We start from the raw sequence: 23,200 nt of genomic DNA on the forward strand, positions 1-23,200 counted from the left end.
TCATTGACACCTTTCCGGGGCGGGGCTATCGCCTCTTTCTCAAAGGGACTTTGTGTCCGTTGGGGAAGTGGGGAGAAATCACATGAATTCGGTACGGGATCGGCTGGAAAGCATCCTGTCGCGTCTGGAAGCGCGGACAGCAAGCGAACACGTTTTCAGCAAGGTCTATGCACAGCAAGCGCGCGCTGAGGCTGACGCCGCCGATGCGCGTCTTCGTGATGGGCGCGCCCTTGGGCCGCTCGACGGGCGCATTGTTTCGATCAAGGATCTCTTCGATGTTGCCGGAGAGCCGACGCTTGCCGGTTCGGTTATTCGCCGCGATGCTGCCCCGGCGACACAGGATGCCAAGATTGTCAGCCGTCTGCGCGATGCGGGTGCGGTCATTGTCGGCAAGACCCAGATGACGGAGTTCGCCTTCACGCCGGTCGGCCTCAATCCGCATTACGGCGAGCCGGGCAATGCGATTGATCCGACGCGCGTTCCGGGCGGATCGTCGTCGGGTGCGGCAGTTTCGGCAGCGGAAGGAACAAGCGAGATCGCTATCGGTTCGGATACTGGGGGATCGGTGCGCATTCCGGCAGCGCTGAACGGCATTGTCGGCTTCAAGCCGACCGCCCGGCGCATTCCGCTCGACGGTGCGTTTCCGCTGGCGCCGTCGCTCGATTCCGTTGGTCCGCTGACCAGGACAGTAGCCGACGCCATTATAAGCGATGCGATTATGGCAGGCGAAACGCCCGTGTTGCCGAACGCCTTGCCGCTGAAGGGTCTGCGCATTGCACTGCCGAAAGGCTATCTTCTGGCCGATATGGAGCCCGACGTCGCAAAGCACTTCGAAGCAACGGTTGCGCTTCTTGAAAAGGCAGGAGCGATCATCGCCGATCTGGAAGTCGACGATCTGATCCAGCGCCTGCGTGAGGCAACCCGCGTTGGCTCAATCGCCGGGATCGAGGCAAGTCATATCCACGCATCGACCTGGCTTAGCGATCCTGACGCCAATGTCGATATTCGTGTGAAGCACCCGCTGTCCGTCCGCGTCAAGGTTCCGATGGAAACCTATCGCGGGATCATGGAAACACGTGCAACGCTGGTTCGGCAAATGGACGAGCGCCTGAGCGGCTTCGATATGTTCGCAACGCCCGCTACGCCGATTGTTGCGCCGACGATTGCTTCGGTCAGCAATGACGAGGCTGAATATGACCGTGTGGAAGGGCTGCTGCTGCGTGATACGCAGGTCGGAAACCAGTTCGACCTGTGCAGCATCACCGTGCCCATGCCGGGCATGACACTGCCGACCGGCTTCATGCTCAGCGCGCGCGGCGGCACGGATAAAAGGCTGCTCGCCGCAGCCTTGTCGGTTGAGAAACTCTTAGAGCCTGAATCAAAAAGCGGCATGTGAGTGCGAAAATGGTGATTTTCGAGTACCGGAGCGCAATGTACTTTTTGGCACATGAGCACCGGAACGCAGGTAAATTGCCATTTGCAGCCGCACAGGGCGACTTTTGGAACGGGTTCTTAGGCTGATTCTTTCGCCAGCTCTGCTTCACGACGGATGCGTGCCACCATGGCGCGCAGTCCGTTGGAGCGCTGCGGTGTCAGATGTTCATCGAGGCCGAGCTTTTTCAGAATGGCTTCCGGGTCCACCGCGAGAATTTCTGAAGCCTTGTGGCCGGAATAAAGTGCCAGCACGATGGCCACCAGACCACGCACGATATGCGCATCGGAATCGCCAAGAAACTCGATGACCGGATCGTTGCCGTCTTGTGGCAGCGTCTTCAGCCAGACTTGGCTGACGCAGCCCTGAACCTTGTGTGCAGCGTCGCGTGCATCGTCGGGATAGGGCGGCAGTTCCTTGCCGAGGTCGATGACATAGCGATAGCGGTCTTCCCAATCGTCGAGAAATTCGAAATCGGACATGATGCTATCGATGGTCGTGGTCATGATACTCGCCTGAAAGAAGTTTCTTGCCGCTTATATAGTCATGAAACGCTGCAAGGTCACGGAAAACTCGAGCGCACCCAGCTGCGTGTCTAAAAAAGCTTTAGCGTTGAATAGAACCAGTCGGGCGACGGTCCAGTGTACGCAGGGCTTCTTCCCGCGAGGTCGGGATGGGAATGCCGATTGCGGCCTGCATAGGTGCGGTGGCAACCGGTTCCACACTCGCAGGCGGTTGCGGTTTTGTGCCGAAACGATCACTCAGATATTCGAGGGCAGCGCGGCTTCCTTCCAGAAGGCCGCTTCCGGCGCTGGAGACAAGTGAGGTGCCGTTCTGGCAGAAGGAAGGGTTGTCGATGCACAGCTTGCCCAGTTCCACGGCGGTTTTGCCATTGGCGAGAAGCTGGTCGATTGAATCCGGCTCCCGCTTCGTCTCGGCAATAGCGGGCTTCTCCTGCGGCTTGTTTTGCTCATCCACAGGAAAGAAGCGCGGCATCACGATGAATGCCAACGACAGCCAGAATACGGATTTGAGGAGAAAACGGATCATTGCCTTCTTGCGGTTGCGTGCTCTCGGTTTGCGTCAATGTCCGATGAATTGGAAAAGATTCCGTAACTGTTCGGTTTATTGGAGCGCATCCCGAAAAGTGTGAAACGGTTTTCGGACAAGATGCGTGTCATGGTAAAGCATTTGAACGTCAAAATTGTGCCGCGGCTGTGGTTTCGCCACCTGATCGCTACTCTCTGTTTACCATAGGCAGAAAAGCAGACCCGACGCGTCACTTATCCGCTTTGGGCGGTCCCGCTTTATCGTTTCTTTAAAGCCTCGGCTGCAATCTGTTGCTGGCTGGGAGAGCGTCGTCACGGCGAACGGTTTTCCGGTTTAGACCATGCAAGAGTATTGAGTGAGTACGGCACGTTGAACGCCATTCTTTTGAAAACAGCCGAGACCGTCCGCACGAATGTGCAGGCGATCAGCCGTTTTTACGAACGTTTCTGCCGCCGCTGGGTATCCAGTCCCGATGCGGCCTCCATACGTGTTATCGGTTCGGTCATCACCGCGCCGGTCCTGCTTTGTGCGGCCGTGCTCGCCTCTGGCGTAACGCCGGGCTTTACGGAATTTGCGATTCTTGCAGCAAGTTTTGCAGGCGTCGCCATGATCCTTTGCGCGCTGTCGCTGATGGGCGTCGCCGCACCTGTTCTGGCTGGCCTGAACTTCGCTGCCTATGGCGTGGGTCTTGCTGCCATTGGCGCTTTTTCTCGTGGCAATGCGGTTTTGTGGTTGATGGCGGCTGGTCTGCCGCTTGAAGTCTGGTTTGCGACCCGCAAGCCTGCCGCCGCAGTAGCAGGCGCTGCATTCGCGGCCATGATTCTCGGCTATTTTGCGACGGCAAGCGGTGGCGCCATTTCCGGCGGCAGCTATGTGTCCGTCGCTGTTCTGGTACTTTATGCAGCAAGCCTTGTTGCACGTGGTTACGCGAGCGCCGCCAGGCCCGCGCAGATCAAGGTCACCGCGCCGCAAGTCGCAGTTGCTGCGGGTGACCTGCAGTTCAGCCTCGATTCGGATGGCGTGGTTGCCTCGGTCGATATGAATTCGGCAAAGCTTCTGGGCGTACAGTCCAAAATGCTGGAAGGCACGGCGCTCATCGACCGTGTTCATGTCGCCGACCGTGTAGAATATCTTTCGCTTCTGGCCGATCTTCGCGCCGGTTCCGCTTCCAGCAAGATCGATGTGCGCCTGCGTTCCATCGAAAATGGCGATACGGTCTTCCGCACTTATCGTCTCGAAGGTGCCGCAAGCGCTCGCGCTATCACGCTCGTTGGCCGCTCGCTCGAAGGCGAGCAGAAGCTTCTGGACGAGATTGCAACATTGAAAGCGGAGCTGGAATCGGAGCGCATCGGCAAGGGCCGTCTGCTTGCAGCCGTCAGCCATGAGCTGCGCACGCCGCTCAATTCGATCATCGGCTTTTCCGATATGCTGTCGCATGAAATGGGCGGCACGCTGGCCAATGAGAAGCAGCGCGAATATGCGGGCCTCATTCACCAGTCCGGTCATTATCTGCTGGAACTCGTGAATGCTGTTCTCGACAATTCGCGTCTGGAAACCGGCAATTACAGCATCGACCCGCAGAACTTCGCTTTCCGTGACGCGGCTGAAATGTGCACCGCTGTCATGCTGCCGCAGGCTGAAAAGAAAGGCGTTGCCTTCTGCCACCGCGTCGGCGCAGGCATTGGTGAGCTGGTGGCGGATCGCCGCGCCATCCAGCAAATTCTGCTCAATCTGGCCGGTAATGCGGTGAAGTTCACACAAAGCGGCGGCTGCGTCACCATCGATGCAACCCGCGTGATGGCGAGCGGACGCGCGATGCTGGAAATCAGCGTGTCGGATACGGGCATCGGCATCCAGCCGGAAGATATGCAGCGCATCGGCACGCCATTCGTGCGCGCCGACAATAACTATACGCGCGCGCAGGAGGGAAGTGGCCTCGGACTTTCTGTGGTCAAGGGGCTGGTGGAACTGCATCAGGGTAGCATGCAACTCAAGAGTTGCCCCGGCGAAGGCACGATCGTCACGATCCGCCTTCCGGTGGCAGGCCCGCAGGTTGTCATGGGAGAAGACGAATATCAGGAACTTGGCCCAGAGCTTGGCATGGTGATCGACATGCACCGTCACCAGGGGGAAAGGCGTAATGACTGGCAGAACGACGAAGACAACAGCCAAATCCGGGAGCAGAAAGATGCGCAAACCCGCAAAACGGCGTAGTCTCGGCTCGCGGCTCCTCCACTTTTTCTTCACATCGGCTTCGGCACTTGCAATTGCTGCCGGAGATTTCATCGTGCGCAACCCCGTCCTGACTGGCGGGGCAACTGCGTTTCTGGTGGTGATGAGTTTCGTCTCGGCTAACGCGCTCTGGTATCAGCCGGAGGCGCACAAGGCCGTATTCTTCAGCACAAGACCGGACTTTGTGTTCAAGCCGACTCCACGTGCAGTCCTGCCGGGCACGGCGGCGGCAAGTGACAATGCCCCGAAGCCCACCGAGACCGCCTCTGCCGAACCTGCAAACAATGAGACTGCCCAGCCGCTGGAAGCCGCCAGCCTGTCGGCGGACCGGCTGAACATGAGCGCATCGGTTGATGACATGCTGCCGGCACTTGCGCCCAACGCCGATCTCGAAATCGCACGGCTGCAGCAACGTCTTTCGACGCTTGGAATTTACAAGGGACCGGTGGATGGTTTCACCGGGCCGCAGACCCGCGAAGCGGTGGAACGCTGGCGCGCTTTGCAGCAGAAGCTCGGCGTGCAGGAAGCAAATATTCCGGCGCAGTTGCAGGCCGATGCCCAAAACAGTGCCCCGGCTCAGGACGATGTGGCAAAAGTCATCGAGGTAGCGGTTCCGACGCCGCGCCCGCAGCCCGCCGTTTTGAAGACGGAAACGGTTTCAAAACCGAAACCCGCTCTCGCTTCCTATGAAAAGCCCGTACCGAAAAAGCAGGTGGCGGCAACGCCCGCCGTGCAATCGGTGAAAGTGAGTTCGCAGGATATCATCCGCGTACAGGCCGGGTTGAAAGCATTCGGCAATGACACCGTGCCGGTGAACGGACAGCCGGGCAAGACGACACAGGAAGCGGTGCGCGAATTCCAGAAACTGTTCAGTATGCCGGTAACCGGCGAAATCGATGCGACGCTCATCACCAAGATGCGCGAGATCGGCCTGATAAGCTGATGGGTTTCCGATGCGCCTGACATCCGACTTCTGGGTTTCGGCTTTGATCCGCAAGGTTCAGGGCGAGGGCGGCTTTGCCTATCTTGCCCGTCGCGGATCGCCGGAGGCGGGCGCAATCTTCATCAAGGTAAGCTCACGCTTCGGCACCTGCGATCTATATTCGCCTGCGCCGCAAACTTCTTATGAAGAGGATAATGACGGCGAGCGCATGTTTCTGCGCATTCTGCACGATGCCGATGACATGGCGGCAAGTGACCGTATGGCGCGGGAAACCCGCTTCGACCCCGACCTGTGGCTGGTCGAACTGGAAGATATAGCCGATGCGTCGGCACTGTTCTCGATTTCGCAGGACGGAGAAGCCTTCTAAAACTTCTTCCTGATGAACTCTATTTCACCAATCGCTGAAGCGACGGGTGATCGGAATTGGCGGCGTCGGCGAGTGGCGTGTCGTCCTCGGCCATTTCACGCAATTTCCCACGCAGCATGGCCGACATGTCTTCCGCCTTCCAGCGCCGCACGAGCGCCATCGCTTTTTCGCGGTCGATGGAGCGATAAATATGCACAAACTCACGCAGGCTGTCGCGGTTGGTGTCGATAGGCCCCAGAATGGCAGTCATGACGAGATAGCATTCTGCAGGCGACAATCCGAGCGCCTTGAGTGCAATCGGCAGATGCGAATCCGGCCACTGTCCGATGATCGCGTCGGACCGTTCAAAGGACAGGTCGAGCGTATCGGCCAGCGCATTGCGGAAAAACTGGCTGTCGATCAGCAGTGCGGTATCGATGAGATGCTGTGAGCCGGTAGTTGCGCCAGCCTCGAAGAAAGGCTGTTGCAGCGCGCGCGCCAGTCGTTCGGAACTGTCTTCCTTCATCAGCGGCGCTCTGGCCGCAGAAAGGTCAGGTACATCCGGCCTTTCGAGCGGTTCGGCCTCGATATTGGCGAGATTTTCCTGAAGGGTCAGCGTGCGATCGATGACCGGATCGGCGAAACTGCGCAGCACGCCTTGCAAAAGAACGTCACCGGACTGGCGTCGCGCAATGGCGCGCGCATGGGCAAGACCGTTCTTGCCGATGATCTCGATGAGGTCGGAAGGGCGCAGAAGGGGAGAGCGCAACAGGATCGGTGCGGAGATTTCGACGGGGTCGTCGGCCAGCGTCAGAATAAGGCGGCGCGGTGCGTCCTCCAATTGTGCCAGCGCATTGGCCGCATGGCGCTTGCCGCGAGTGGAAGCGCATTGGAGAAGCGGCATGGCAAGATCTTCAAGCTGCTGCATATCCTGCCGTCCGGGGCGCGTGATACCCGCAAACGCCGAAATCGCGGCCGCCAGAAGGTCGTCCGCCTTGCTGCTCCCCGCTTTTGAATTCGACGGGCTCCGGTGGCCTGAAATATCCTCCAGGGCGCGGAACTGTTCATTTGTCACGCAGAATACTCCGGTAGGCACACAACTCACCCGCCCCAAATTGCAGATCACGCATCCGGCGGCAGCCGGTTGATGCGCAAATGCACCCCGCATGGGTCGGTATTCCGGATAGTAGCGTTGAAGCCTTAGCAACTCATTAACCGTGCCATAAAGAAACAGCATTTGGGTCGGGTATCTAGAGCCCTTCAAACGGCGCGCATTCCGCCTCCGCAAAGAAGCGCCGCACTTCCGTGTTCCACGTCGCGTCAGGCACGAAAACGCGCAGCACGGCGGCACCTTCGCCGATATTCTGCTCAATCAGGATGGAACGTGCATCGGCATGCGAACCATCCGAGCGCAGACTTGCCATGCCGATGGGATCGGCAAGGATCAGATCGAGCTTGCGTTCGTTGGAAACGCTGTCGTTGAGGCTATAGAGATTGTCTCCGTTGGGCGCATAGATCGAGAGCGACCAATAGGGCACATTTGCCCCGGTCGTGATGTGCACGGGACCATCGGCAAGATCGAAGCGGCAGGTGGCTTGCTGCACCAGCGGGTCACTGTCGCTGACCGGACCGGTCTTTTTGTCCAGCCTGTGGAAACGATATGGCTCGCTTCCAGCTTCGATCCGCGACCATGCATTCTTGTCTGAATAAAAGGGGACGAGGAAGAGAACCGCGATATGAACAATCGCAGCGCCCACGATGCCGAGGAGAACGAGGCGCAAAATTCTAGCCACGGCACGCCCCCTTGCTTGCACCCGCGATATGGGCGAGGCCTGGCATCACCAGATCGGAGAGACCGGAAGATGATGCCGCTGGCGTGTCGTAAAGCGTCATGACGAGAACGAAATCGCCGCTTCCTTCCACTGGCAGCCAATTGCCCGGCGCTGCATCGGGGCCGATGGTGATCGTGACGCTGCCGTCATCGTCGTACAGGACTTCGCGGGAATGCAGCGCTCCCTGCAATCCTTCGCGCGGCGTGATCGGTTCGAGATCGGGCGAGGCGGGAAAGACGGTCCAGAATCGGGCCGGTGGCGTCAAGCCGCTCAGGCGATAGGTGCAGCCGCGCCTGAGGGTGCGCCCGCTATTGTCGCTGCGCGCATAGAATGGAAGACCTTCCGCCGTTCCAAGCGCCAGATAGGCTTTGCGGGCCGCGCGGGCCTTGGAATAGGGGTCGGCATCGGGTGTGCCTGCCGCCGGATAGGCGCTCCAGACCCCGACACGAAGTTCTCCGAAACCTTCAAACCGGTCGAGAACCTTGTCGACGCTCCAGATGCCGCCGCCAAGCGCCAGCACAAGCACAATCGCCGAGTTGAATATCCTTTTGAACATCGCCCCTCAGAGTACCGATATTTTCGTGCGTTCGGCGATCTTAGGCAGAGGCGGAGCCGCAAGGAAGCGGTCATGCAGTTCTTTGATAACTTTTGTCGACATGGGCGAGAGTATGCGCGGCGGTGCTGCCATGGTTTCTTCCGGCTTGGCATTTGCCACTTGCGGCTCGCTCTTCTTGGGCGGCGCCGGGAAAGGCGGAGTAACGCCGGGTATTGGCTTCAACTCGATATTCTGGTGCGCATAGGCCATCATGCGCTGCCAGGCCATGGCTGGCAGGATGCCGCCGGTCAGGTCTTTCATCGGCGTGAAATTATCATTGCCGAACCAGACAGCCGCCGTGAAATTACCGGTGAAGCCGACGAACCATGCATCGCGATAGTTCTGTGTTGTGCCGGTCTTGCCACCCACCCGCGTCATCGGCAATGCCGCCCGGCGTCCGGTGCCGCGTTCGGGCACCTGCACCAGCATGGAATTCATTTCGAGTGCGGCCTTTTCCGACAGCGCCCTGTGCGGCTTCGGTGCATCGCGACCAAAGTCCCACAAAACCTTGCCTTCCGACGAAACGATCTGCGTAAATGCATGACGGTTACCGGCCATGCCCGCATTCGGAAACACGTTGAAGCCGGTGGCCTGATCCATCACCGTCATTTCCGATGTGCCGAGCACCATGGTCTTGTGTGACGAGATCGGCGATTCCACGCCCATCGCCTTGGTGAGGGCTACGATGGGGGTTGTGGTCAGATAATCGCGCGCCAGCCGCACCGGTACGCTGTTCAATGAACGGACAAGTGCGGTCGTCAGGTCCACACGACCGGCAAAACTGCGGCCGTAATTACGAGGCGACCAGTTACCCCAGCTGATCGGACCATCCGAAACGATGGTGCTGGGCGTCAGGCCCTTTTCCATCGCTGCCGCGTAGACATAGGGCTTGAAGGACGAACCGGCCTGCCGCAATGCCTTGGTGGCGCGGTTGAACTGGCTTTCGCCGTAGTCCCGCCCGCCAACAAGCGCACGGACGGACCCGTCATTGGCAATGACCACGGTCGCAGCTTCTGCAGCATTATAATCCTTGCCGAACTGGCGCAGATGATACTCCAGTGATTCCTCTGCCGCCTTCTGCAGGTTGCGGTCGAGCGTCGTGCGCACGATCAATGTGTGCTGTGGAATTTTGGCGGCGACCTTTTTCACCTCCTCGAAAGCCCAGTCGAGGAAGTAATCCGGGCTCTCATTCTTGGCGCGGTCGATGACGCTTGCCGGATGACGGCGTGCAACGGCCACTTGTCCGTCGCTCAGGAAGCCGCTTTCAACCATGTTGGAAAGCACGACATTGGCACGCGCACGCGCTGCGGGCAGATTGACATGCGGCGCAAACTTGGCGGGCGCCTTGAAAAGGCCGGCCAGCATCGCGGCTTCTGCCAGCGAGACATCCTTCACGCTTTTGCCGAAATAGAATTCCGAAGCGGCAGCAATACCGAAGGTTCCTCCGCCCATATAGGCGCGGTCGAGGTAAAGCTGCAGGATTTCCTTCTTGCTGAGATTGCTTTCCAGCCAGAGCGCGAGGAAGGCTTCCTTGATCTTGCGTTCGATGGTGCGCTCGTTGGAGAGAAAAAGGTTCTTGGCAAGCTGCTGCGTGATGGTCGAGCCGCCTTGCACGACACCATTGGCGCGCATGTTCTGGCTGAGTGCGCGAGTCAGGCCCCAGAAATCAATGCCGTAGTGGTCGAAGAAGCGCCGGTCCTCGGTGCCGAGCACAGCCTTGATGACGTGATCCGGCAATTCGTCGATGGGCACGGCCTGACGATGCAGAATGCCGCGCTGGCCGATTTCATTGCCGTAGCGATCGAGGAAGGTAACGGCATAATCGTCCTGCGCGCGCCAATCCTTCTTGGTTTCCTCGAAGGCAGGCAGGGCGAGGACGAGCATCAACACCGCACCGCCAACGCCGAGCGTAAACCCTTCATCGAGAACTTCGACCACGAAACGCCGGAAGCCGCGCACGCGAAAACGCCGTGAGAAAATGGTGATATTTTCCCACCACTCGCCGAGATTGTAGCGCAGGCTGTAGAGAGTGGAATCGATCCATGCGTCAAGCCCGATCAGGCGCGACGCCCTGAAGGGTTTGCGCTTCTCGCTTTCGGGGTCTTTATCTGCCGTTTTACGCATGAACACTGACTTCGGCATGGTTGGTTTCGGAGAAAGGCGAAATTACCGTTCCATCATAGCAGATAAATAAGCCACACCTCATGTGAAATGGTTAAGGCGCTCGCAGCTTTTTGGCGTCAGGAATAAAATCAATTATAGGAAAACAATCCTTGATTGCGTAACGCTGCTTTGCTAGGTTTCATATACAATCAAAGAGTTCTGACTAATCAGGTTTATCTCCCTTCGACGCATGCAAACATCACCCTGAAAAGCTGTGGAGGCTTTTCAGGGTGATGTCTTTTGAGGCCACTGGTCGAGGATAAAGTTTTTGCCGCAAAAATCGTAATGAGACATTGGCCAATTTGGGTCTTCTTCTCTTTGGACAACGAAAAGATGATCTCGCGCCGCGCCGCAAGTGCAACAAAACTCCCGATTAAACTCATGAGGCGGAGTTCAGTGGGGCAGTACACTTGCGGAGTAGTTTTCATAGACAGAAAAAATGCGATGCGGTTGGCATCTGGGTCTGCAACATGAAAGGAAACCATCATGATTGACCTTAAGGATGCAATATTTACCTCTGAGGTTACGTGGATCTGGTTCGCCAAGATGGCGGGTGCAATGGCAGGCTCTTTTATGTCGCTCGCCTATATGGCTCCGCGAGGAAAGCGAGAAGCTGCGATCCGTTTCGCGGTCGGCGTGATCTGTGGCATTGTTTTCGGTGGCGCAGCAGGCGTCAAGATTTCAGAAGTATTGGTTCTTGGAGGATTGCTTGGCCGGGAGGAACTGATGTTGATAGGATCCGCGGTTACAAGCTTGGCGGCGTGGTCGGTTCTCGGGGTTTTTCAGCATTTGTCCGAACGACTGAAACATGCGCCTATACCCGGGCTACTTCCTGAAGAAAAAGAAACGATGACGAATCCTGACGATGGATGAAATCGTAAAATACTGTTCTCGGTGTTCAAGAAGAGTTTGGCAGCCACCTTTCGGGAATCAAGTGTCCCCCTAGCTGTTTTGCTATAGAGGAAGCAAAAAGCAGTCAGACCTAGACACTTGTCGATATGTCAGAAGACAGACCGATCTCGTCCATGGCATTCCTGTTTAGTGTTGTATGGGTCTGGGCAAGGAACGGACATGTAGGTTCAGTCGTCCTCCGCATGTCGACAATAATTCCCCAGAAAGAAAGGCTCATTGGTTGAGATAGAGGATGGCCTTGGTCGATCCTGGTTCAACTGGTTTCGTTTCGTTTCGTTTTTTAATCATTCTCTAGTGCTTCCGGAACCGCAACCGTCTTGATCGATCAGGATGCTTTAACGGATATTCTGCTACAACAGGCGACCGCAATTGTCGGAATTGTTACGGTAATCGGTCGTATAGAAGGCACTTCACGCATTTCATAATTTCACAAAGCGTGATAGTCAGGGGCTGAATTTTCCTTTGGGCCCGGAAGAGGAATGGTTGTTCATGCATCGTTCAGCTGTGGGGCGCTATATAAGGCGGCATGATGAAACAAAATTCTGCACTCAAAGTTTTCGCGCTTCTAGCGGTTAGTATTGGCTTGCTGCCGGTCGATGCCGGTGCCTTGCCGATGACTGCGCCGCAGAAATCCAATCTCATTGTCGCTGCCGCCGGAGATTGTGCGGCGGTCGGCGAACAGGTGGCTGCCCAGCAGGGCGGTCAGCTTGCCAAGGCCACCGCCACGACTCAGAACGGGCGTCCCATGTGCGTGGTCGTGGTGCTTGTGCCAGGCCGCGATGGCGAGCGTCCACGCCGCGTTGAAGTGGCTGTTCCCGCTCAATAACTACAGCTTTTGCCGCTGTTTTTCGTAGATTGAGGGAGAATGTCCGCTTGCGTATCCTGATCGTTGAAGACGACAAGGACCTGAACCGGCAGCTTTCCGAAGCAATGGCTGCTGCCGGTTATGTGGTCGACCGTGCCTATGACGGCGAGGAAGGGCATTATCTCGGCGATACGGAGCCCTATGATGCTGTGGTGCTCGACATCGGCCTGCCGCGTATGGACGGCATCAGCGTCGTGGAGCGTTGGCGGCGCAGCGGGCGTACAATGCCTGTTCTCATGCTTACGGCCCGCGATCGCTGGAGCGACAAGGTTGCCGGTATTGACGCCGGAGCCGACGATTATGTGGCCAAGCCCTTTCATATCGAGGAAGTGCTTGCGCGGTTGCGCGCGCTGATCCGCCGCGCTGCGGGACATGCTTCGTCGGAACTCGTCTGCGGGCCGCTCTATCTTGATACGAAAACGTCGAAGGCAAGTGTCAACGGCGTTGCGCTCAAGCTTACCTCGCACGAATATCGGCTTCTGTCCTATCTGATGCACCATATGGATGAGGTGGTCTCGCGTACTGAACTGGTCGAACATCTCTACGATCAGGATTTTGACCGCGATTCCAATACGATTGAAGTCTTTGTCGGTCGCTTGCGCAAGAAAATGGGTGTCGACCTGGTCGAGACCGTGCGCGGCATGGGCTATCGCATCCGCTCTGAAGAGGGCGGGGACGAAACGAAAGGCGATGACAGCTGAAGCTTCTTAGCGTCTTTCCTCCGCTACGTTCGCTCGCAGTCCGCGTCGTTACTCTTTCGACGATCTGGGTCATCGTGGCACTTGTGGTGGTGGCGACTTTCATCGGCTCACTTTATGGCGAAGCTGCGCGCAGCAATTTTGAACGCCTGTTGACCGCCCACCTGTTCAGTCTGGTCGGTGCCGTCAGCACGTCGGGCGAGGGCTCCTTGCAGGGGCGCCCGGAACTGGGCGAATTACGCTATTCCAGCCCGCTCTCCGGTTGGTACTGGTCCGTCGATCCCGTCACGCCGAACCTGACCGGAAAATTGCAATCGCCATCGCTGATAGGGCGCATCGTACCGGAAATGCCGGTCTCGCAGGCACCCTTCGACAGTTCCTTCATGCGTAGCTACACCTTGCCCGGCCTCAACGGCGAGGAGCTCTTCATCGTTGAAACCGAAGTGGTTCTGGATACTGCCAATCGCGTTGCGCGTTTTCGTGTCATGGGCAATCTCAGCGAGGTTCTGAAGGAGATATCCGATTTCAGAACCAGCCTCGCGACCTATCTGGCGATTTTCGGCATCGGCAGTATCCTCATCAATGCCGCTGTGATCCTGTTCGGCCTGCGTCCGCTCGACAAGGTGCGTCAAGCGCTGGCCGATATTCGCGAGGGACGTTCGTCCAAGCTCGATGCGTCGCTGCCTGTCGAAATTGCGCCGCTCGCCAGTGAAATGAATGCGCTGATCGAAAACAATCGCCGTATTGTCGAACGGTCGCGAACGCAGGTCGGCAATCTCGCCCATTCTCTCAAAACCCCGCTTTCCGTGCTGGTCAATGAAGCACGGAGCATGGGTGGTGAACATGGACGCATTGTTCAGGAACAGAGCGAGGCGATGCAGGTGCAGATACAGCACTATCTGCAGCGCGCGCGCATTGCCGCGCAGCGTGACAGTGTGGTGTTCCGTACACCTGTGACGCCGGTTCTCGAACGCATGCAGCGCGTCACGGCGAAACTCAATCCGGCTTTCAGCGTTAACTTCAGGAATGAACTGCCCAATGCGGTCTTTGCTGGCGAAAGGGAAGATCTGGAAGAGATCGTCGGGAATCTGCTGGAGAATGCGGGCAAATGGGGCCGCAAACGTATCAATATCGGGCTTGCCCCTATTTCTGGGGAGCAACGGCAGTTTGAAGTCCTGATAGAAGATGACGGTCCAGGTCTGGCATCAGACAATATCGAGGCAGCGCTGAAGCGCGGCAGCCGCGTCGATGAAACAAAACCGGGAACGGGGCTTGGGCTGGCAATCGTGCAGGATACCGTTCGCGAATATGGCGGCAGCCTGCATCTGGGCAAGAGTGCGTTTGGTGGATTGGGTGTTCGGATCGTGTTGCCGCTGACGGAAGATTGAAGGTTGTTTTTGGTCGAAAGCCAACTAGAAGATAAACTGAAAAAGTCACATGCCGATATAGTGTGCATGCTAATTGTTTATGAAGGCCGGTTGTTATGATGATGGTATCCAGGTTTTCTCACCCAGTTTCAGTCGCTTCGATGATGCTTGCCGTGGCGCTCGCATTGTCAGCCTGTGGCACGACCGGCAAGGGCACTGGTCTTGCTTCGCTGGGCGGTGGTTCTACGGAACAGAAGCCCGAAACCAGCCTGTTGACGTCTCTTGGAAACGGTCTCCTTGGCAGCGCCGCAAATCAGCTGAACGCAGCCGACCGCAAGAAGGCCCTTGAGGCTGAATATCGTGCGCTTGAATATTCACCGGCAGGCAAGGCCGTATCCTGGAGCGGGAGCGGGTCGAATTCCGGCGACGTGACGGCGGCGCAGCCTTATCAGGTCGGCTCTCAGAATTGCCGCCAGTATTCGCACAGCTTCAACATCGGCGGGTCGCAGCAGACTTCCCGTGGAACAGCATGTCGCAATCCAGACGGCAGCTGGACTCCTCTGACCTAACTCTCGCGTCCTACCTTTGCGGCGAATTGCCCTAGGTAGCAACTTACTGCAGGTAGTAGTTGGTTTTTCCCTTGGCTGCGCTTAAGTCGTAGCCATGGGATTCTGGCTTATTGCAGCATTACTGACATTGGCAGCCACTCTGGCTGTTTTGTTGCCTCTCACGCGGCGCAAGCAGGCATTCTTGCCCGCTGAAAAGAACGATCTTGAGGTCTATCGGGATCAGTTGCGCGAGGTCGAAGCCGACGCTGCACGCGGCATGATCGACCCGCAGAGCGCCGAACAGGCACGCATCGAAATCTCGCGTCGCATTTTGAATGCTGAAAAGTCCGGCAAGGAAGCTGCGGAAGCCGCGGGCAAGGCAGTGCCGGGCCGGATGCTGGCTTTCATCGCCGTGCTTGCAGTGCCGCTGATCGCCTGGGGCATCTATCCGCTTTTCGGCAAACCGGACATGCCTTCCATGCCGCTCGCCGAACGGCTTTCGGCCAGTGCGAATCGCGGCTCTGTCGATGAACTGGTAGCGCGTGCCGAAGCGCATCTGGCGCAAAATCCGGGCGATGTGCGTGGATGGGACGTGCTGGCGCCGATCTATCTGCGGCTTGGTCGCGCCGCTGATGCCGTCAATGCCTATCGCAGCTCCATTCGCATCGCCGGTGAGAATTTCCCACGCGTTTTGGGATTGGGTGAAGCACTGGCAACCGCTTCGGGCGGCACCGTGACCGCCGAGGCTGAAGGCTTTTTCAAGAAAGCTGCCGATCTCGAACCGAATGATGTTCGCCCGCAGTTCTACCTCGCACAGGGCGAGATGCAGGACGGTCGTATGGATATAGCCGCCAATCGCCTGCAGGCGTTCCTCGACAAGGCGCCGGCCGATGCGCCGTGGCGCGGTCAGATCGAACAGGCTATCGCCCGGCTTCGTAACCCTGCTTCCAGCGGTGAACAGCAGCCGAAAGGGCCGACAGCGGATGATGTCGATGCCGCTTCGTCGCTCAGCCCGGAGGACCGGCAGGCGATGATCGAAGGCATGGTTCAACGTCTTGATGAAAGTCTTCGCCAGAATAGTGGGGATGTCGAAGGCTGGAAGCGTCTCGTGCGCTCCTATATGATCCTCAACCGTCGCGATGCAGCGCTGGACGCTCTCAATCGCGGCGTGGCAGCCCTTCAGGGCGAAAGCCGGACGAACTTGCAGAGTTTCGCAGCCGGTCTTGGACTGGAGACAGGGAACGCACAAAAATGAGCGCGACCGCAGAAGACAACGCACGTGGTGCCAAACCGGCGGGTAATTTTGCCCGAACCGTCAGCCAAAGAAAGCGCAAGCGCCTGTTCCTGATCGGCGGCGCACTGGCGGTTCTGGCCGTAGCGGTTGGATTGATGCTGATGGCCTTTAGTCAGGACATTCGCTTCTTCCGTACACCTGCCGACCTGACGGAACAGGATATGGCCTCCGGCTCGCGGTTCCGTCTCGGTGGCCTCGTCGAGGAAGGGTCCGTCAGCCGCGAGGGCAGCGAGCTGCGCTTTACAGTGACCGATACGATCAAGACCGTGAAGGTCGTGTTCGAGGGTATTCCGCCCGATCTCTTCCGCGAAGGACAGGGCGTTGTCGCCGAAGGGCGCTTCGGAGACGATGGCGTGTTCCGCGCCGATAATGTGCTGGCGAAGCACGATGAGAATTACGTTCCCAAGGACCTTGCCGACAGCCTGAAGGAAAAGGGCGTCTGGGAAGGCAAATAAAAACTAGGGCATTTCGTATCGGACCGGTGGTCCGGCAGATGCTTGATGGAGACTGCAGATGAGTGTCGAGATCGGCCATTTCGCTCTGGTTCTGGCACTGGCCCTGTCGATTGTCCAATCGATCGTGCCGGTGGTTGGTGCGCATCGCCGGGATACGCAGCTCATGTCAGTCGCGGCGCCGACGGCAATTGCAGTCTTCGCGTTGATCTGCCTTGCATCGGCGGTGCTTGTCCATGCCTATGTCGTGTCGGATTTCTCGGTCCTGAACGTGGTTGAGAACTCGCATTCGCAAAAGCCGCTCCTCTACAAAATCACGGGCGTCTGGGGCAATCACGAAGGCTCAATGCTGCTGTGGGTGTTCATTCTCACCTTTTTCAGTGCGCTGGTCGCTGCATTTTCTGGCAATCTGCCTGAAACATTGCGCGCCAATGTCCTTGCCGTGCAGGGCTGGATCGGTGTCGCATTTCTGGCATTCATTGTGTTCACCTCGAACCCGTTCACCCGCATTTTTCCGGCTCCGATGGAGGGCGGTGATCTCAATCCGATCCTTCAGGATATCGGTCTCGCGATCCATCCGCCGCTGCTCTATCTCGGCTATGTCGGTTTTTCGGTATGCTTTTCCTTTGCCGTAGCGGCACTGCTCGAGGGGCGTCTCGATGCTGCATGGGCGCGCTGGGTACGTCCGTGGGCCCTCGTGGCCTGGATGTTCCTGACTGGTGGCATCGCCATGGGTTCTTACTGGGCCTATTACGAGCTTGGCTGGGGCGGCTGGTGGTTCTGGGACCCGGTCGAAAACGCTTCGTTCATGCCGTGGCTGGTCGGCACCGCATTGCTTCATTCGGCTCTCGTGATGGAAAAACGCTCGGCGCTGAAAATCTGGACCGTGCTGCTTGCGATCCTCACTTTCTCGCTGTCGCTGCTTGGTACATTCCTTGTCCGCTCCGGTGTTCTGACCTCGGTTCACAGCTTCGCCACCGATCCGGGGCGCGGTCTTTTCATTCTGGCGATCCTTGCAATTTTCATTGGCGGATCGCTGTCGCTTTTCGCATTTCGCGTGCAGAGCCTGACGGCAGGCGGCATCTTCCACCCGATTTCGCGCGAAGGCGCGCTCGTCTTCAACAATCTGTTTCTGACGACCGCTGCCGCAACTGTGCTGATCGGTACGCTCTACCCGCTGCTGCTGGAAGTGATGACCGGCGACAAGATTTCCGTCGGCGCACCGTTCTTCAACATGACGTTCGGTCCGCTGATGATCCCGCTTCTTTTTGCGGTTCCCTTCGGCCCGCTGCTCGCCTGGAAACGCGGTGATCTTTACGGCGTGTCGCAGCGGCTGATGACAGCTTTCGCGCTCTCGCTTCTGGCTGCGGCGATCGTTCTGTGGAGCACATCGGCGAAATCGGTTCTCGCTGCCTGCGGTATCGGGCTTGCCGTATGGCTGATTTTCGGCAGCCTGACGGATCTTGTTCTCAAGTCTGGCATCGGCAAGGTATCCGCTGGCAAGGCAGTTGCGCGCTTCAAGGGTTTGCCACGTTCGGTCTTTGGCACGGCGCTCGCCCATATCGGGCTTGGCGTAACGCTGCTCGGTATTGTGAGCGTGACCACGTTTGGCACTGAGAATGTGTTGATCATGCGTCCGGGCGACACGGCCAAGGTGCAGAATTACACACTTCGCTTCGACGGCCTGCGCCCGCTGACCGGTTCGAATTTCACCGAAAACCGGGGCACTTTCACGCTGCTCGATTCCAGCTCGCGCAGTCTCGGGCAGATTGAGCCGTCCAAGCGCTTTTTCCCAGCACGCCAGATGCCAACAACTGAATCGGGCATCAAAACCCTGTGGTTCAGTCAGGTCTATGTCGCGCTTGGCGATGAATCGGGCGATGGATCAGCCGTCGTTCGCATCTGGTGGAAGCCTGACGTGACACTCATCTGGTATGGCGCTCTCGTGATGATGGTGGGTGCGCTGTTTTCCCTTGCAGATCGTCGCCTGCGGGTTGGCGCACCTTCGCGCAGTCGCAAGTCTGCGTCGAAAGAAGCGGAGGCCACAGCATGAGAAAGCGCTCGGCATTTGCGGCGCTCCTGCTCGGTGCTGCTCTGGCTATTCAAGGGACGGCGGCGTTCGCAGTCAATCCGGATGAAGTCCTGTCCGATCCGGCGCTTGAAAAGCGCGCGCGAACCATTTCCGGCGAACTGCGCTGCATGGTCTGCCAGAACGAATCCATCGACGATTCCAATGCCGAGCTTGCCCGCGATCTTCGCGTTCTCGTCCGTGACCGGCTGAAAGAAGGCGATAGCGACGAACAGGTCATGGATTTCATCGTCGACCGTTACGGCGAATTCGTGCTTCTGAAGCCGCGTCTCAATGCGCGCACAGTGCTTCTGTGGGGCTTTCCTGTCGCCGTGCTTCTGATCGGTGCGGTCGCGCTGGTTGTTGCCTTTCGCGGACGCAAACAGGCAGGCGAAGCGCCTAAACCGCTCACCGAAAGCGAAAAGGTGGAACTCGCGCGTCTGCTGGACGGAAAATAAGCGCTGGTCGCCTGCGGTTGTTATTCGTAACCTTACGAAACTTTCATGTTGTGGAAACGGAGCGGTAAGGTAGCCCTGACTATCTTACGCTCTATAAAGGTTTCACAGGTCCACGTTTCCTGAAGGATCAGGGACGGCCGGATTGCTGCTCGTAAGGAGAAATAAATGTCCAGAGCCAGGATTTCCAACTATCGCAAAGGCGTTGCCGCGATTGCACTATCGGCTGTTCTCGCCGGTGGTTTTGTCGCGACCGGCCCGCTCGGTGCGCTCAATGACGCCCGCGCGGAAGCCGTGCAGGTAACGCCACCACCGCAGGCTGCGGGTTTTGCCGATCTTGTTGAGAAGGTTCGTCCGGCTGTCGTCAGCGTTCGTGTAAAGAAGGACGTGCAGCAAACTGCTGATCGCGGTGGCAGTGGCCAGTTCTCGGGCCCTCCCGGGTTTGATCAGCTTCCGGACGATCATCCGCTGAAGCGCTTCTTCCGTGATTTCGGCATGGACCCGCGTGGCGATGCACGTCCCGACGCTCGCCCGGATCGCCGCGGCCCCGGCAAGCGTGGCCCGCGCCCCGGTCATGAACGTCCGGTCGCTCAGGGTTCCGGCTTCTTCATTTCCGAAGACGGCTATGTCGTAACCAACAATCACGTCGTTTCCGATGGCGATGCATATAGCGTTGTCATGGATGACGGCACGGAACTTGACGCGAAGCTGATCGGCACCGATCCGCGCACAGATCTGGCGGTGCTGAAGGTCAACGATCCGAAGCAGAAGTTCACCTATGTTGCATTTGGCGATGACAACAAGATTCGCGTCGGCGACTGGGTCGTGGCTGTCGGCAACCCGTTCGGCCTTGGCGGCACGGTGACGTCGGGTATTGTATCGGCTCGTGGCCGTGATATCGGCGCCGGTCCTTACGATGACTTCATCCAGATCGACGCGGCTGTGAACAAGGGTAATTCCGGTGGTCCGGCCTTCAACCTGTCTGGTCAGGTGATCGGCATCAACACCGCCATCTTCTCGCCTTCGGGCGGCAGCGTGGGCATTGCCTTCGCAATCCCAGCCTCGACCGCTAAGCAGGTTGTTGACCAGCTCATCAAGAAGGGCTCGGTGGAACGTGGCTGGATCGGTGTTCAGATTCAGCCGGTGACGAAGGATATTGCTGCTTCGCTCGGCCTTGCCGAAGAGAAGGGTGCAATCGTTGCGTCGCCGCAGAAGGACGGTCCTGCTGCCAAGGCGGGCATCCAGTCCGGTGATGTGATCACGGCTGTCAATGGCGAAACCGTGCAGGATCCGCGCGATCTGGCACGCAAGGTTGCTGGCATTGTTCCTGGCGAAAAGGCGGCACTCACCGTCTGGCGCAAGAACAAGGCCGAGGAAGTCGATATCACCATTGAAGCGATGCCGGGCGATCTCGGCAAGGCAGCCAGCGCCTTGGGCGACAATGGCGGTGGTCAGAACGAGGCCCTCGACTCCTATGGCCTGACCGTGACCCCGTCCGAAGACGGTAACGGCGTAGTGGTAACCGATGTCGATCCCGACAGCGATGCCTCCGATCGCGGTATCCGTTCCGGCGATATCATCATGAGCGTCAATAACCAGACGGTGAAGAGCGCCAAGGATATCAACAACGCCATCAGCGAAGCCGCCAAGTCGGGTCGCAAGGCAGTGCTGCTGCAATTGCAGAGCAACGATCAGAGCCGCTTTGTGGCCCTGCCGATCGATCAGGGATGATGACCGGCAGCCCCTTAAGGCTCTTAGCTATTCGATGCCAGGCGGTTCTCCGCCTGGCATCGCCTTATCATCAAACGGTATTATAAGTAGCGCCATGAAGATTCTCGTTATTGAAGATGACCGCGAAGCGGCCCGCTATCTGGAGAAGGCCTTCACCGAGGCCGGACATTCCGCCGATATCGCCGGAGACGGCGAAACCGGCTATACGCTGGCCGAGAATGGAAGCTACGATGTCCTCGTAGTCGACCGTATGCTGCCAAAGCGCGATGGCTTGTCCGTCGTGGCTGGTCTGCGCGCCAGGGGTATGGAAACCCCGGTCCTGATCCTTTCCGCGCTCGGCGAAGTGGATGACCGCGTCACGGGCTTGCGCGCCGGTGGTGACGACTACCTGACCAAACCCTATGCATTTTCCGAACTGTTGGCTCGCGTCGAGGTCCTGCAGCGTCGTTCCAGCCCGCGTGAGGCGGACACGATCTACCGCGTCGGTGATCTGGAGCTTGACCGGCTTGCGCATACTGCGCGCCGTCAGGATGTAGATATCACGCTTCAGCCCCGCGAGTTTCGTCTTCTCGAATATCTGATGCGCCATGCCGGACAGGTCGTCACGCGCACGATGTTGCTTGAAAACGTCTGGGATTATCACTTCGATCCGCAGACCAATGTGATCGACGTGCATATCTCGCGGCTGCGTTCGAAAATCGAGAAGGGCTTTGACGGTCCGCTGCTTCATACTGTGCGTGGCGCCGGTTACATGTTGAAGGCAGGGCGAGCGAAACAATCTGCAGCCGCCAAGGTGGATTGATGAGCCGCTTCTCAGCGCTCATGCGCACAACCGCTGTTCGACTATCAACGCTCTATCTGCTGCTCTTCATCGTGGGTGCGATAGCGTTGGTTTTCTACATGACCAATTTATCTGCCTCCATGCTGGCAGCGCAGACCCAGCAGTCGCTGGGCGAAGAAGTCGGCAGCATCGGCAAAAGCTATGCGCGTGGCGGCATCCCGCAGCTCGTGCGCACAATCGACTATCGTTCACGCCAGCCAGGTGCTTACCTCTATCTGGTGGCCGACCCGACAGGCCGCATCCTTGCAGGCAATGTTGAAAGCGTAGAACCCGGTGTTCTGGACACCGATGGCGTTATCGAGCGCGGGTTCAAATATCGGCGCTATGGCGAGCAGGGCACGGAAACGGAACATCGCGCCATTGCAGTCGTGATTGCCTTGCCGAACGGCATGCGGCTTCTGGTCGGTCGCGATCTGGGTGAACCAGAACGGTTCCGCGATGTTATTCGCCAGTCGTTGATGCTGGCGCTGGGCATCATGGGTGTTGGCGCGCTCTTGATCTGGCTGGTAGTCGGGCGCCGTGCATTGAAGCGCATTGATGAGGTTTCGCGGGCGTCGCAGCGCATTATGGATGGCGATTTGACAGGGAGGCTTCCGGTCAATGGTTCTGGTGACGAGTTCGATCGCCTGTCAAGCAATCTCAATGTCATGCTCGGCAAAATTCTGGAACTGAACGAGGGGCTGAAACAGGTCTCCGATAATATCGCACATGATCTTAAAACGCCGCTGACGCGTCTGCGTAACCGCGCGGAAGAAGCTCTTTCCGGCAAGAAGGCGGGGCCTGAATATCGTGAAGCGCTTGAAGATATCATTGGCGAGTCGGATCAACTGATCCGGACCTTCAACGCGATCCTGATGATTTCGCGTCTTGAAGCAGGTTATTCGTCCGAAAGTCTGGAGAATATGCCGGTAGCGCCGATCCTTCGCGACGTGGCCGAAATGTATGAGCCCGTTGCCGAGGACGTGGGCGTGAACCTGACACTTGGCGATCTCGATGAAGTTGCGCTTCATATCAATCGCGAACTGGTCGGGCAGACGATTTCCAATCTCGTGGACAATGCAATTAAATATGCCGGTGGCGATGAGCGGACCGCGACCGTGAGTCTTTCGATGGAACGTGATCCGAACTGGGTCCGCATCATCGTTGCCGATAACGGTCCCGGTATTCCTGAAGAAAAACGCGAACAGGCAACGGAACGTTTTGTCCGTCTTGAGGAAAGCCGCACACAGCCCGGCTCGGGACTCGGTTTAAGTCTTGCCAAGGCTGTGATGAAATTGCACGGTGGCGCACTTCGTCTTGAAGGCAATGATCCGGGCCTGCGCGCCGTGCTGGAGTTCCCGTTGCCATCGGACAAGGTCGAATAATGGCATGACATA

23 protein-coding genes are annotated in these 23,200 nt (G+C 58.0%); 16 read left to right on the forward strand and 7 right to left on the reverse strand.

What is annotated here, in order from left to right; genetic code table 11:
• Positions 1-82 precede the first annotated feature (82 nt).
• Positions 83-1,396 (forward strand): amidase, encoded by a 1,314-nt coding sequence (locus CES86_RS00620; RefSeq protein ID WP_094513268.1) that lies wholly within the window; start codon positions 83-85, stop codon positions 1,394-1,396.
• Between the two features lie 116 nt (positions 1,397-1,512).
• On the opposite strand, the gene CES86_RS00625 is transcribed toward CES86_RS00620, so the two are convergent.
• Both CES86_RS00625 and CES86_RS00630 read right to left on the reverse strand, forming a co-directional pair.
• Positions 1,513-1,938 (reverse strand): SufE family protein, encoded by a 426-nt coding sequence (locus tag CES86_RS00625; protein WP_012092456.1) that lies wholly within the window; start codon positions 1,936-1,938, stop codon positions 1,513-1,515.
• A 100-nt stretch (positions 1,939-2,038) separates the two neighbouring features.
• On the reverse strand, positions 2,039-2,482 hold the full coding sequence (locus CES86_RS00630; protein WP_094513269.1) for a hypothetical protein: 444 nt from the start codon (positions 2,480-2,482) through the stop codon (positions 2,039-2,041).
• Positions 2,483-2,851: 369 nt separating this feature from the next.
• Here CES86_RS00630 and CES86_RS00635 point away from each other — a divergent pair, with 369 nt between their 5' ends.
• The 3 genes from CES86_RS00635 to CES86_RS00645 are packed head-to-tail and all read left to right on the forward strand — an operon-like array spanning position 2,852 to position 6,024.
• Positions 2,852-4,696, forward strand: coding sequence for an ATP-binding protein (locus CES86_RS00635; RefSeq protein ID WP_094513271.1), 1,845 nt, complete (start codon positions 2,852-2,854; stop codon positions 4,694-4,696).
• Positions 4,671-5,657 carry a peptidoglycan-binding domain-containing protein gene (locus tag CES86_RS00640; RefSeq protein WP_012092453.1) on the forward strand — a complete coding sequence of 329 codons (987 nt, stop codon included), beginning with the start codon at positions 4,671-4,673 and terminating at the stop codon, positions 5,655-5,657. The genes CES86_RS00635 and CES86_RS00640 overlap by 26 nt, the downstream gene beginning before the upstream one ends.
• A 10-nt stretch (positions 5,658-5,667) precedes the next feature.
• Complete coding sequence (locus CES86_RS00645; RefSeq protein ID WP_006472705.1) at positions 5,668-6,024, forward strand: DUF1491 family protein; 357 nt, start codon at positions 5,668-5,670, stop codon at positions 6,022-6,024.
• A gap of 19 nt (positions 6,025-6,043) precedes the next feature.
• Here the strand turns inward: CES86_RS00645 and CES86_RS00650 are convergent, their stop codons facing one another.
• The 5 genes from CES86_RS00650 to CES86_RS27365 all read right to left on the reverse strand — a co-directional run bounded on the left by CES86_RS00650 (position 6,044) and on the right by CES86_RS27365 (position 11,081).
• The gene (locus CES86_RS00650; protein WP_012092452.1) at positions 6,044-7,078 is read right to left on the reverse strand and encodes a DUF2336 domain-containing protein; all 1,035 of its coding nucleotides are present in this window, start codon (positions 7,076-7,078) and stop codon (positions 6,044-6,046) included.
• A gap of 175 nt (positions 7,079-7,253) precedes the next feature.
• Positions 7,254-7,796, reverse strand: coding sequence for a DUF1254 domain-containing protein (locus tag CES86_RS00655; RefSeq protein ID WP_094513272.1), 543 nt, complete (start codon positions 7,794-7,796; stop codon positions 7,254-7,256).
• Positions 7,789-8,391, reverse strand: coding sequence for a DUF1214 domain-containing protein (locus CES86_RS00660; protein WP_040129562.1), 603 nt, complete (start codon positions 8,389-8,391; stop codon positions 7,789-7,791). Before CES86_RS00660 ends, CES86_RS00655 begins: the two co-directional genes overlap by 8 nt.
• Positions 8,392-8,397: 6 nt before the next feature.
• Complete coding sequence (locus tag CES86_RS00665; RefSeq protein WP_029925314.1) at positions 8,398-10,572, reverse strand: penicillin-binding protein 1A; 2,175 nt, start codon at positions 10,570-10,572, stop codon at positions 8,398-8,400.
• Positions 10,573-10,766: 194 nt separating this feature from the next.
• Entirely contained in the window at positions 10,767-11,081 is a 315-nt protein-coding gene (locus CES86_RS27365) for a hypothetical protein (protein ID WP_029925312.1), read from the reverse strand.
• Between CES86_RS27365 and CES86_RS00675 the strand changes: the two genes are divergently transcribed.
• The 12 genes from CES86_RS00675 (at position 11,080) to CES86_RS00730 (ending at position 23,188) form a co-directional block, all read left to right on the forward strand.
• Positions 11,080-11,466 carry a DUF6107 family protein gene (locus CES86_RS00675; RefSeq protein WP_012092448.1) on the forward strand — a complete coding sequence of 129 codons (387 nt, stop codon included), beginning with the start codon at positions 11,080-11,082 and terminating at the stop codon, positions 11,464-11,466. The two genes, CES86_RS27365 and CES86_RS00675, sit on opposite strands and share 2 nt — an antisense overlap.
• 568 nt (positions 11,467-12,034) lie before the next feature.
• On the forward strand, positions 12,035-12,331 hold the full coding sequence (locus CES86_RS00680) for a hypothetical protein (protein WP_010661592.1): 297 nt from the start codon (positions 12,035-12,037) through the stop codon (positions 12,329-12,331).
• 47 nt (positions 12,332-12,378) lie between these two features.
• Positions 12,379-13,071, forward strand: coding sequence for a response regulator transcription factor (locus CES86_RS00685; protein ID WP_094513274.1), 693 nt, complete (start codon positions 12,379-12,381; stop codon positions 13,069-13,071).
• A 74-nt stretch (positions 13,072-13,145) separates the two neighbouring features.
• Positions 13,146-14,456 (forward strand): ATP-binding protein, encoded by a 1,311-nt coding sequence (locus CES86_RS00690; protein WP_029925309.1) that lies wholly within the window; start codon positions 13,146-13,148, stop codon positions 14,454-14,456.
• A gap of 95 nt (positions 14,457-14,551) precedes the next feature.
• A complete protein-coding gene (locus tag CES86_RS00695) occupies positions 14,552-15,004 on the forward strand; it encodes a membrane protein (protein WP_012092444.1) in 453 nt (150 codons plus the stop codon).
• Positions 15,005-15,098: 94 nt separating this feature from the next.
• The gene (ccmI, locus tag CES86_RS00700) at positions 15,099-16,238 is read left to right on the forward strand and encodes a c-type cytochrome biogenesis protein CcmI (RefSeq protein ID WP_094513276.1); all 1,140 of its coding nucleotides are present in this window, start codon (positions 15,099-15,101) and stop codon (positions 16,236-16,238) included.
• Positions 16,235-16,732 carry a cytochrome c maturation protein CcmE gene (gene ccmE / locus CES86_RS00705; protein WP_010661597.1) on the forward strand — a complete coding sequence of 166 codons (498 nt, stop codon included), beginning with the start codon at positions 16,235-16,237 and terminating at the stop codon, positions 16,730-16,732. Before ccmI ends, ccmE begins: the two co-directional genes overlap by 4 nt.
• Before the next feature lie 58 nt (positions 16,733-16,790).
• Complete coding sequence (locus CES86_RS00710) at positions 16,791-18,782, forward strand: heme lyase CcmF/NrfE family subunit (RefSeq protein ID WP_094513278.1); 1,992 nt, start codon at positions 16,791-16,793, stop codon at positions 18,780-18,782.
• Positions 18,779-19,255 (forward strand): cytochrome c-type biogenesis protein, encoded by a 477-nt coding sequence (locus tag CES86_RS00715; RefSeq protein ID WP_012092441.1) that lies wholly within the window; start codon positions 18,779-18,781, stop codon positions 19,253-19,255. Before CES86_RS00710 ends, CES86_RS00715 begins: the two co-directional genes overlap by 4 nt.
• Positions 19,256-19,420: 165 nt before the next feature.
• Positions 19,421-20,983, forward strand: a complete 1,563-nt coding sequence (locus tag CES86_RS00720; protein WP_012092440.1) for a Do family serine endopeptidase — start codon at positions 19,421-19,423, stop codon at positions 20,981-20,983.
• A 94-nt stretch (positions 20,984-21,077) separates the two neighbouring features.
• A complete protein-coding gene (locus CES86_RS00725; RefSeq protein ID WP_010661601.1) occupies positions 21,078-21,785 on the forward strand; it encodes a response regulator transcription factor in 708 nt (235 codons plus the stop codon).
• On the forward strand, positions 21,782-23,188 hold the full coding sequence (locus CES86_RS00730) for a sensor histidine kinase (RefSeq protein ID WP_029376305.1): 1,407 nt from the start codon (positions 21,782-21,784) through the stop codon (positions 23,186-23,188). The genes CES86_RS00725 and CES86_RS00730 overlap by 4 nt, the downstream gene beginning before the upstream one ends.
• Positions 23,189-23,200 lie beyond the last annotated feature (12 nt).

Source organism: Brucella lupini (assembly GCF_002252535.1).
GTDB classification, from domain to species: domain Bacteria; phylum Pseudomonadota; class Alphaproteobacteria; order Rhizobiales; family Rhizobiaceae; genus Brucella; species Brucella anthropi.

What these genes read in the sequence shown, in the direction of transcription:
- CES86_RS00645 (WP_006472705.1), top strand. Translation starts at nt 5,668, where the DNA reads ATGCGCCTGACATCCGACTTCTGGGTTTCGGCTTTGATCCGCAAGGTT.
- ccmE (WP_010661597.1), top strand. Translation starts at nt 16,235, where the DNA reads ATGAGCGCGACCGCAGAAGACAACGCACGTGGTGCCAAACCGGCGGGT.
- CES86_RS00695 (WP_012092444.1), top strand. Translation starts at nt 14,552, where the DNA reads ATGATGATGGTATCCAGGTTTTCTCACCCAGTTTCAGTCGCTTCGATG.
- CES86_RS00715 (WP_012092441.1), top strand. Translation starts at nt 18,779, where the DNA reads ATGAGAAAGCGCTCGGCATTTGCGGCGCTCCTGCTCGGTGCTGCTCTG.
- CES86_RS00680 (WP_010661592.1), top strand. Translation starts at nt 12,035, where the DNA reads ATGAAACAAAATTCTGCACTCAAAGTTTTCGCGCTTCTAGCGGTTAGT.
- CES86_RS00720 (WP_012092440.1), top strand. Translation starts at nt 19,421, where the DNA reads ATGTCCAGAGCCAGGATTTCCAACTATCGCAAAGGCGTTGCCGCGATT.
- CES86_RS00625 (WP_012092456.1), bottom strand. Translation starts at nt 1,938, where the DNA reads ATGACCACGACCATCGATAGCATCATGTCCGATTTCGAATTTCTCGAC.
- CES86_RS00675 (WP_012092448.1), top strand. Translation starts at nt 11,080, where the DNA reads ATGATTGACCTTAAGGATGCAATATTTACCTCTGAGGTTACGTGGATC.
- CES86_RS00630 (WP_094513269.1), bottom strand. Translation starts at nt 2,482, where the DNA reads ATGATCCGTTTTCTCCTCAAATCCGTATTCTGGCTGTCGTTGGCATTC.
- ccmI (WP_094513276.1), top strand. Translation starts at nt 15,099, where the DNA reads ATGGGATTCTGGCTTATTGCAGCATTACTGACATTGGCAGCCACTCTG.
- CES86_RS00620 (WP_094513268.1), top strand. Translation starts at nt 83, where the DNA reads ATGAATTCGGTACGGGATCGGCTGGAAAGCATCCTGTCGCGTCTGGAA.
- CES86_RS00640 (WP_012092453.1), top strand. Translation starts at nt 4,671, where the DNA reads ATGCGCAAACCCGCAAAACGGCGTAGTCTCGGCTCGCGGCTCCTCCAC.
- CES86_RS00725 (WP_010661601.1), top strand. Translation starts at nt 21,078, where the DNA reads ATGAAGATTCTCGTTATTGAAGATGACCGCGAAGCGGCCCGCTATCTG.
- CES86_RS00660 (WP_040129562.1), bottom strand. Translation starts at nt 8,391, where the DNA reads ATGTTCAAAAGGATATTCAACTCGGCGATTGTGCTTGTGCTGGCGCTT.
- CES86_RS00710 (WP_094513278.1), top strand. Translation starts at nt 16,791, where the DNA reads ATGAGTGTCGAGATCGGCCATTTCGCTCTGGTTCTGGCACTGGCCCTG.
- CES86_RS27365 (WP_029925312.1), bottom strand. Translation starts at nt 11,081, where the DNA reads ATGATGGTTTCCTTTCATGTTGCAGACCCAGATGCCAACCGCATCGCA.
- CES86_RS00665 (WP_029925314.1), bottom strand. Translation starts at nt 10,572, where the DNA reads ATGCCGAAGTCAGTGTTCATGCGTAAAACGGCAGATAAAGACCCCGAA.